This is a genomic window from Pantoea sp. SGAir0180 (genome assembly GCF_043546245.1).
Map to the genome: position 1 here is coordinate 4,370,361 of NZ_CP028071.1, position 6,525 is coordinate 4,376,885.

The 6,525-nt window shown below is 52.0% G+C and carries 6 protein-coding genes, 1 tRNA gene and 3 pseudogenes; 2 read left to right on the top strand and 8 right to left on the bottom strand.

Annotated elements, in window-relative coordinates; all coding sequences use genetic code 11:
• Nucleotides 1-299: 299 nt before the first annotated feature.
• Nucleotides 300-593 carry a hypothetical protein gene (locus tag C1N58_RS20610; protein ID WP_394564461.1) on the bottom strand — a complete coding sequence of 98 codons (294 nt, stop codon included), beginning with the start codon at nucleotides 591-593 and terminating at the stop codon, nucleotides 300-302.
• Between the two features lie 276 nt (nucleotides 594-869).
• Here C1N58_RS20610 and C1N58_RS20615 point away from each other — a divergent pair.
• Nucleotides 870-1,267: pseudogene (locus C1N58_RS20615) on the top strand (phage tail protein); the annotation flags it as partial.
• 261 nt (nucleotides 1,268-1,528) lie between these two features.
• Here C1N58_RS20615 and C1N58_RS20620 read toward each other — a convergent pair.
• Nucleotides 1,529-1,604 (bottom strand) — tRNA-Ile (locus C1N58_RS20620).
• Nucleotides 1,605-1,904: 300 nt separating this feature from the next.
• Here C1N58_RS20620 and mug point away from each other — a divergent pair.
• Nucleotides 1,905-2,455 (top strand): annotated as a pseudogene (gene mug / locus C1N58_RS20625) (G/U mismatch-specific DNA glycosylase).
• Nucleotides 2,456-2,485: 30 nt separating this feature from the next.
• Here mug and rpoD read toward each other — a convergent pair.
• From rpoD to C1N58_RS20655, 6 genes and pseudogenes are all read right to left on the bottom strand, one after another.
• Nucleotides 2,486-4,326 (bottom strand): annotated as a pseudogene (gene rpoD, locus C1N58_RS20630) (RNA polymerase sigma factor RpoD).
• A 550-nt stretch (nucleotides 4,327-4,876) separates the two neighbouring features.
• Nucleotides 4,877-5,506: a hypothetical protein gene (locus C1N58_RS20635; protein WP_394564462.1), complete on the bottom strand. Its 630-nt coding sequence runs from the start codon at nucleotides 5,504-5,506 to the stop codon at nucleotides 4,877-4,879.
• Nucleotides 5,463-5,732 carry a toprim domain-containing protein gene (locus C1N58_RS20640; protein WP_394564463.1) on the bottom strand — a complete coding sequence of 90 codons (270 nt, stop codon included), beginning with the start codon at nucleotides 5,730-5,732 and terminating at the stop codon, nucleotides 5,463-5,465. The genes C1N58_RS20635 and C1N58_RS20640 overlap by 44 nt, the downstream gene beginning before the upstream one ends.
• 97 nt (nucleotides 5,733-5,829) lie before the next feature.
• Entirely contained in the window at nucleotides 5,830-5,958 is a 129-nt protein-coding gene (locus C1N58_RS20645) for a hypothetical protein (RefSeq protein ID WP_394564464.1), read from the bottom strand.
• On the bottom strand, nucleotides 5,939-6,388 hold the full coding sequence (locus C1N58_RS20650; protein WP_394564905.1) for a hypothetical protein: 450 nt from the start codon (nucleotides 6,386-6,388) through the stop codon (nucleotides 5,939-5,941). The genes C1N58_RS20645 and C1N58_RS20650 overlap by 20 nt, the downstream gene beginning before the upstream one ends.
• A 16-nt stretch (nucleotides 6,389-6,404) precedes the next feature.
• Complete coding sequence (locus C1N58_RS20655; RefSeq protein WP_394564906.1) at nucleotides 6,405-6,521, bottom strand: CHC2 zinc finger domain-containing protein; 117 nt, start codon at nucleotides 6,519-6,521, stop codon at nucleotides 6,405-6,407.
• Nucleotides 6,522-6,525: the final 4 nt, after the last annotated feature.

The window sequence follows — 6,525 nt, forward strand, 5'->3', positions numbered from 1 at the left end:
AAACGTAAATTTCTCGTATTTAATATCAAACATTGATGCGTTCCTGTCGGTTTTTAAAAATACATAAAGTGGATGATTGTCCAGTCGGACTCTCTTACCACAACTTCGAGTGTGTATTTTTTATACTCAGTAGTGGCCTTCTTACGATAAAGCTGTACATCTCAATTTCGTATCTGTACAGGCCTTCAACTTTCCGGGGATCGGTCGTTCGCTTACCAAAACGAATAGCTTTTCCTGAATATGTAAAGGAACATACCGACCCGTTTCATACATGTGCTTAGCAGCCGTTTCGGTCATTTTCAGGTTGCGTACAGATAAGCCGAGTTTGAACCGGGCGCGCAAAAATGAAATATCCCTGGCCAAGCTTTGCTGTAATCGCTGTCGCGTACCGCTTCAAATAAAGCACGGCCAGTGCGGAGAATGCGGAAAACACAAAAGCAATCAGTTGCAATATCAGTGGGATCGAACAACGGCGTTTCAAGCGGAGCCTCTTCAAGCCGGACAAAATGGCCCTGTGCATCATAAATTTGCCAGAGGCCGGGAGCCTGAGCCACGGTGTAGCCGATACACATACCGCTTGTTTCATCAAGCACCGGCTGAGCATTGCGTGGTAGATGTTGTGCCGAAGCTCAAAAAATTCTCCGGGGGGCAATCTTGACTCAAAAGTGTAATACCGTCCAGGTTCCTGTCTTTCTGCTCTTCCTGAGATCATTCTCGTTCCCTCTTTTGATGATGGCTGTTCATAGTGCCACAGGAAGGCAAAGCGATCATTCCCGAGTAAATGCCCGATCATTCTTCAACAAACCCTAATTGTATAAACGGCATCGCCTGACCTGACACTCTGAGCACATCCATTTTACGGGCATCAGATGTCTGATTACTGTCATGGTATCTGCATCGTCGAAATCATGGATGGCACTCGCACCATTTCCATCATCTCTACCGCGATTATTGGGTGGTCTGTACCGCCTGGGACGCCGACACTACCGCTGAATACGCCGGTATTGTTTGCTAACGTGTAGGGTGGTATCGCCAAAGCCGGGGCAAAATGCACGCTAGCAGGCGATTTTCGACCAGGCCAAATCGGTTAATGTCTTGGTGCGCGTTGCCGTGGGTGCGACCGAAGCGGAAACCATCTCAAACATCATCGGTACCACTTACGAAAACGGCCAATACACTGTAATGAAAGTCCGGTTAAGCGCAGAATCAGCTCGGCGTGCCGGGCCTTAACTCGCTGGAAATGGCGATCGCGCTCGCCAGGATCGCGTAGCAGGTGCACCTTCAAAACGTACGAAAGCATAGCGGGGATGATCGTCTCGCCGGGCCAGACTAATAAGGTGCCGATTTTTACGCATAACGACAGAAGGTAATCGTTACTTCACTGAAAGCTCGCGAAAGTATGCTTTTTGTATCTGCGTTCAAAAAGAACGAATAAAGTCATGTGATGCTTTTGTGACGCTGGCCTATAGAAACAAAAAAGCCACTCGGCTAAAAAGTGGCTTAATATCCTGATTCAACAGGTGAAATCTGGTGGCCCCTGCTGGGCTTGAACCAGCGACCAAGCGATTATGAGTCGCCTGCTCTAACCACTGAGCTAAGGGGCCAATGGAGCGGGGATTATAAAGTATCTATTCGGGGCAATCCAGCGTTGTTCGGCTGGTTGCTGAAATAAGCAGCAATGTTTTACTTGCTGATAACTATGATAAAACCGCCAAAAACGCTACGCTGATACGCAGCGTCGTCGCATGCGCGGTGAAGCGCGATTGTCTTATTGGGCTTAACAGTAGGAAAGACAGCCGCGATCACGACATTGCTCCGCAAAAAGCGTTAACCACTGGCAAGATTATGACGAATACGGATTCTTTGCGTGAGCGGCCAGGACGCAGCGCAAAGCCAGGAGGCCCATGAGCGAACACAACATCACCGATATCATTGCACCGGACCTGAACGTCCTCTTCTGCGGCATTAATCCCGGTCAGTCGACCGCGCACACCGGCTATCATTTGCCCATCCGGGCAATCGCTTCTGGAAGGTGATTCACCTGGCAGGGTTTACGGTGCAGCAACTGAAGCCGGAAGAAGAGCAGCGCTTACTGGAGACCGGCTGTGGTATTACGATGCTGGTCGAGCGTCCGACCATTCAGGCAAATGAACTGGCCAGTGATGAGCTACGTGATGGCGGTCAGCGGCTGATGGACAAGGTTCTATGCTATCAGCCTGCCGCGCTGGCTATCCTGGGCAAAGATGCCTTTAAACGCGCGTTTCGTCAGAGCAAAGTGGAGGGGGCGAGCAGCCGATCTACATGGGGAAAACCCAGGTGTGGGTGTTGCCGAATCCCAGCGGATTAAACCGGGCCTCACTGGAAGATGGTGGCGCTATATCGCCAGATGTACGAGGCGTTACAGCGGGCGTTAATGGTGGCGGTTTGCGGGAAAAGGGCAGGGCAGCAGACATAAAAAACCCGGCGAACCGGGGTTTTAACGGACTTAGTCGTCGAGGAAGCTACGCAGCACTTCCGAGCGGCTCGGGTGGCGCAGTTTACGCAGGGCTTTCGCTTCAATCTGACGAATACGCTCACGGGTAACGTCAAACTGTTTGCCCACTTCTTCTAACGTGTGGTCGGTGTTCATATCGATACCGAAACGCATGCGCAGCACTTGGCTTCACGCGCGGTCAGGCCAGCCAGCACGTCGTGGGTCGCAGAACGCAGGCTCTCAGAGGTCGCAGAGTCCAGCGGCAGCTCCAGCGTGGTGTCTTCGATAAAATCACCCAGATGTGAATCTTCTCATCATCACCAATCGGCGTCTCCATAGAGATAGGCTCTTTGGCAATCTTCAGCACCTTGCGGATCTTATCTTCTGGCATCAGCATGCGCTCAGCCAGTTCTTCTGGCGTCGGCTCACGGCCCATCTCCTGCAGCATCTGGCGCGAAATACGGTTGAGTTTGTTGATGGTCTCAATCATATGCACCGGAATACGGATGGTACGCGCCTGGTCAGCGATAGAACGGGTAATCGCCTGACGAATCCACCATGTGGCGTAGGTCGAGAATTTGTAGCCGCGACGGTATTCAAACTTATCAACCGCTTTCATCAGACCGATGTACCTTCCTGAATCAGATCCAGGAACTGCAGACCACGGTTGGTGTATTTCTTGGCGATTGAAATCACCAGACGCAGGTTAGCTTCAACCTCTTTCTTCGCGCGGCGGGCTTTCGCTTCACCGATCGACATACGACGGTTAATGTCTTTCACCTGCTCGATGGTCAGGCCGGTTTCTTCTTCAATCTGTGCCAGCTTCTGCAGCGAACGCATCACGTCATCCTGCACGTCCAGCAGTTTTTCAGACCATGGCTTGTTCATCGCCAGTGCGGCTTTGAACCAGCTCTCGTTGGTCTCGTTACCGGTGAACAGCGTAATGAAGTTTTTCTTCGGCATTTTGCACACTTCAATACACAGCTTCATGATCAAACGCTCCTGGGTACGGACACGTTCCATCATTTCGCGCATGTTGTTCACCAGGTAGTCGAACTGCTTCGGTACCAGGCGGAACTGTTTGAAGACGTCCGACAGGTTCTGGATCTCAGCGACAGAGGCCGCATGGCTGCGTCCTTTGCTCTTGATCACATCGCGCGTCGTTTCGTATTGCGTACGCAGGTCAGAGAACTTCTCGCGCGCCAGTTCCGGGTCGATAGAGTTATCGTCGTCAGAGCTGTCGTCGTCGCTCTCTTCGTCGTCATCGTCGTCGTCATTACGATCTTCTTCTGACAACTCAGAACCGACGTGGGTGGCGGTCGGTGCCAGGTCTTCTTCTGCGTTAGGATCGACAAAGCCAGTGATAAGGTCTGACAGACGCGACTCACCGGCTTCAACACGATCGTACTGATCCAGCAGGTAGGTAATGGCTTCCGGATATTCAGCAACGGAACACTGAACCTGGTTGATACCGTCTTCAATACGCTTCGCGATGTCGATTTCGCCTTCGCGGTCAGCAGTTCAACGGTACCCATTTCACGCATGTACATGCGAACCGGGTCGGTGGTGCGGCCAATTTCAGATTCAACGCTGGATAATACCTGAGCGGCAGCTTCCGCGGCATCTTCGTCAGTATCGGAGCTGTTTTCATTCAGCATCAGATCGTCGGCGTCCGGGGCTTCCTCAACCACCTGGATGCCCATGTCGTTAATCATCTGGATGATGTCTTCGATCTGATCGGAGTCGACGATATCTTCCGGCAGATGGTCATTGACCTCAGCATAGGTCAGATAGCCTTGCTCCTTACCACGGGTGACAAGAAGCTTGAGCTGTGACTGCGGGTTTTGCTCCATAAGACGGTATCCACACTTCTGTTAATTAGATTGGTGTCGGTCGGCAGCGAGCCAACAATAACATTGAAGGCATTTCGTTCTCGCCGCTGCCTTCGTCGCGGCCTGGGCTTTGCCCATTAGTAATCGGCACTTAAGCCGCAAATTTTATGTCGGGCCTGGCTTACTCGCCATTTTTGCCTCTGACAGTGCTCGTCATCCTCACGTACATCAGTACGCTCCGGTGACTGCGCGCTTTCAGCGACAAAACCTGCTTCGACGCCGACGGCCCGAGGGCGGAAGCTGGCTTACTCGCCATTTTGCCTCTGACAGTGCTCGTCATCCTCACGTACATCAGTACGCTCCGGTGACTGCGCGCTTTCAGCGACAAAACCTGCTTCAACGCCAATAGCCCGAGGGCGGAAGCTGGCTTTCACAACATGTTTGCCACTGGCGGTACTCGTCATCCTCACATAGCGGAGGTAACGGTTCGCTTACCGCGACAAAACCTGCTTCGCCCTGAATAACTAAACCTGCCGCTCCGGTTACGGACAGCAGCAGGTAGGGTAACCTGTTACTTTTTCGCGAAGGCCTGGCTCAGTGTCCAGAGCTCGCGACGTTCGTCGGTGCTGAGTCCGTGGGTGCGTTCTCGCGCAATCAGGAACTCCAGTCGTTCTTCCAGAGCCGCGTCATAAATACTGGCCAGGGAATCCTGGAACACCGCTTCGCTCTCTTCATCCACTATCATGTGGTTCCACACGGCCAGTGTTTCAAGCGTTTGGCTAAAATTTGTTCCGCGATATAACTCTAGTAGCTGACCGGTGGTCAATCCAGGATTCTCGTTACAGCGCTTCACTAATTCAATAAATAGCGGTAAACCGGCTATTTTGACTCGGCCAGCCCATCCAGTGCAGGGACCAGACTTGCCAGTTGTGGATTCTGAATCAGCAACGCCACCAGAACGCGCATTGTGGTGCGTTTCAGCGCGGAGCAACCGGTGCGCTTGCGCCTGTGCCTGTTTAGGCATCAGCTTTTCAAGCTGCGCATCATCCAGAATACCGAGTTTGTTTCCCAGTTCCTGACGCAGATAAATGCGTAACGTTTCACCAGGAATCTGCGTGATCAGTGGCAATGCCAGTGTACTTAAACGCGCTTTGCCGTCACGAGAGCTTAAATCGACCTGCGGCAACAGGCTGTCGAACAAAACGAAGAGAGCGGCATAGCCTGCTCCATCCTCGCTTCGAATGCGGCTTTACCTTCTTTGCGAACCAACGTGTCCGGTCTTCGCCGTCAGGTAAAAACATAAAGCGTAGTTGACGACCGTCATTCATGTAAGGCAATGCGGTTTCAAGCGCTCGCCAGGCGGCTTCACGTCCGGCGCGATCGCCGTCGTAACAGCAAATCACGTTATCCGTACTGCGAAACAGCAACTGAATATGTTCAGCCGTGGTCGATGTACCCAGTGAGGCAACCGCGTAGTCCAGCCGTATTGCGCCAGGGCAACGACATCCATATAGCCTTCCACCACTAACAGGCGTTTCGGTTCAGGATGATTTTTAAGGCTTCATACAGGCCATACAGCTGACGACCTTTATGAAAAGGCGTTTCGGGCGAGTTAAGATACTTCGGCGTATCATTACCAGCACGGGCCGCCAAAGCCGATAACGCGGCCTCGCTTATCGCGGATGGGAAACATCACGCGCTCGCGAAAGCGATCGTAAACCCGGCCTTTATCATTATTGACCAGCATGCCCGCTTCCATTAATGACTCGCGATCTTCCGGCTGCTTACCAAAGCGTTTGAGAACATTGTCCCAACCGGCGGGGGCATAACCTATCGCGAAATGATTAATGATATCGGCGCTCAGGCCGCGATGTTGAAGATAATCGCGCGCTGACTGGGCACTGGATTGCTGCAAACTCTGCTGATAAAAACCGTTAAGGTTGTCCATCAGTTGGTACAGGCTCTGGCGCTGATGGCGTTCCATCGGGCTGGGCCCGTTACCCGCTTCGTAAGGGACATCTAACCCGTGAGAAGTGGCTAACTCTTCGATACTTTCAACAAACTCCAGACGATCGTAGTTCATCAGAAAGTCGATGGCATTACCGTGCGCCACAACCAAAACAGTGATAAAACTGTTTTTGCCATTTACGGTAAAAGAGGGGGTTTTCATTATGAAAAGGACAGCACGCATGATAATTCTTTCCCTGCTTTTTCAGCTTT

Coding starts and splice junctions, on each gene's coding strand:
- C1N58_RS20650 (WP_394564905.1), bottom strand. CDS start 6,388: ATGAACTACGATCGTCTGGAGTTTGTTGAAAGTATCGAAGAGTTAGCC.